4 protein-coding genes are annotated in these 1,404 nt (G+C 56.1%); all 4 read right to left on the bottom strand.

All coding sequences use genetic code 11. The features are described 5' to 3' along the window. A partial coding sequence (locus GOX01_RS12695) for a type II toxin-antitoxin system Phd/YefM family antitoxin (protein ID WP_141259276.1) occupies positions 1–120 on the bottom strand: 120 nt, incomplete at its 3' end. 125 nt (positions 121–245) lie between these two features. Beyond that, positions 246–641 carry a type II toxin-antitoxin system death-on-curing family toxin gene (locus GOX01_RS12690; protein WP_062269079.1) on the bottom strand — a complete coding sequence of 132 codons (396 nt, stop codon included), beginning with the start codon at positions 639–641 and terminating at the stop codon, positions 246–248. After that, positions 638–865: an AbrB/MazE/SpoVT family DNA-binding domain-containing protein gene (locus tag GOX01_RS12685; protein ID WP_014106734.1), complete on the bottom strand. Its 228-nt coding sequence runs from the start codon at positions 863–865 to the stop codon at positions 638–640. Before GOX01_RS12685 ends, GOX01_RS12690 begins: the two co-directional genes overlap by 4 nt. Before the next feature lie 102 nt (positions 866–967). Next, positions 968–1,375: a DUF2442 domain-containing protein gene (locus GOX01_RS12680; protein WP_062269081.1), complete on the bottom strand. Its 408-nt coding sequence runs from the start codon at positions 1,373–1,375 to the stop codon at positions 968–970. Between the last annotated feature and the right edge of the window lie 29 nt (positions 1,376–1,404).

Raw genomic sequence — 1,404 nt, 5'->3', positions numbered from 1 at the left:
CGGACTGACCCGCACCATCGGTCGGCCAGCTTTGGCAATGATGAAGCTTTCCCCTTTCATGGCCGCGTCAATCAGCCGGGACAGATGGGTCTTGGCTTCGTGGATGTTGACCGTGCGCATGGCGAAAACCTCCTGAGTTTACTCAAAAAGACTTAGTCATATTAGTCTGGTCCATCAAGGCAAATGTCGCCAGGACCGCCTCAGGAAACAAAAAAAAGCACACTCATCGCGTTCCTCGCCTACTGTCATACCCTGTCGGATGCGACATTGGCGGTCAGGAATGCCGCATAGCCCAGTTCGTCCATCTGACCTGCTGCCAGCGCGAGAACCGCATTTGCTGCATCTTCCTGGGCTGCCGTGAAACGATAGCCGTTGAGTTCCAGAAACAGCACACCGAGCACAAAGCCCGTGCGCTTGTTCCCATCGATGAAGGGATGGTTTTTGACGATACCCGCCGTATAGACGGCCGCCAGATGCCCTGGATCCAGCGGATCCGCATAGGCCGCATGCTGCTGTGGCCGGGCAAGCGCGGATTTCAGAAGACCTGCATCCCGTACGCCGGAAGCGCCACCATGCAGCCCCAACAGCCGGTCATGCAGGATCAGGGCTTCGCGTTCGTCTATCCAGACGAAGACTGTCATTGGGCCAGAACATGCAGCGTATCACGGTAGCGCCGCATAATATCTTCAGCCTTTGTCATTTTGGTTTCGAAGTCAGGATCATAGGGCACGAGCCGATATCCGCCTTCTGGTGCTTCAGTCAGATACAGGGGCGCGCCGTCCTGGGTGTTCAGCCGTGAGATCACTTCCTTGGGCAGTACAACCCCGAGTGAGTTCCCGAATTTTCGCACTTTCAGCTCGACCATAGTGAATCCCCCCAAAGTTATTACTAATGTAATAACTTTTTGCGGTTTCAGCAACCACCATGCTCACCGGCCTGTCTAGCTCACAGTGATCAGCAGTCTTCCTTACGCGACGTTTCTGGGGCGACCGCCTTTCGCACCATTCCGGCGAGCCGCCGCCGCTTTTGCGGGACTGGCAGATGATCCGCCCACACGTCCCATCTGTGCCGCCATCCAGCTTCGGGAACCGTAGATACCGTGGATGAGACCTTCGACTAGGACATCAGCATCAAGACGTGGCCAGTGAAGGCCATTCCCCAGCGGGGTGATCTCGATCTCGGCCAGATCATTCAGTGAAGCGTCGTGCAAATCCTGTAGTAGATCCACAGGCACGCTCATTTCAACACCGTTGGAGAGCGTGACATGAAGGGCGCGGCGCGCACGGATCAACCGTGCGGAGACCGCATGAGGAACTGTCGCTCTATGAAGCGCGTCTGCTTCACGAGCGGCCTGATAGTTCATGTCATTCGCCATGTATCTTCTCCCATGCTTCAGCCAACATC

The organism is Gluconobacter oxydans (assembly GCF_006539685.1).
Taxonomy (GTDB): domain Bacteria; phylum Pseudomonadota; class Alphaproteobacteria; order Acetobacterales; family Acetobacteraceae; genus Gluconobacter; species Gluconobacter oxydans.
Note: the sequence above shows the minus strand (reverse complement) of the source record. Positions and strands in the feature narration are given on the sequence as shown.

Excerpts from the sequence above, each read along its gene's own strand:
- GOX01_RS12690 (WP_062269079.1), bottom strand. The coding sequence starts at position 641 with ATGACAGTCTTCGTCTGGATAGACGAACGCGAAGCCCTGATCCTGCAT.
- GOX01_RS12685 (WP_014106734.1), bottom strand. The coding sequence starts at position 865 with ATGGTCGAGCTGAAAGTGCGAAAATTCGGGAACTCACTCGGGGTTGTA.
- GOX01_RS12680 (WP_062269081.1), bottom strand. The coding sequence starts at position 1,375 with ATGGCGAATGACATGAACTATCAGGCCGCTCGTGAAGCAGACGCGCTT.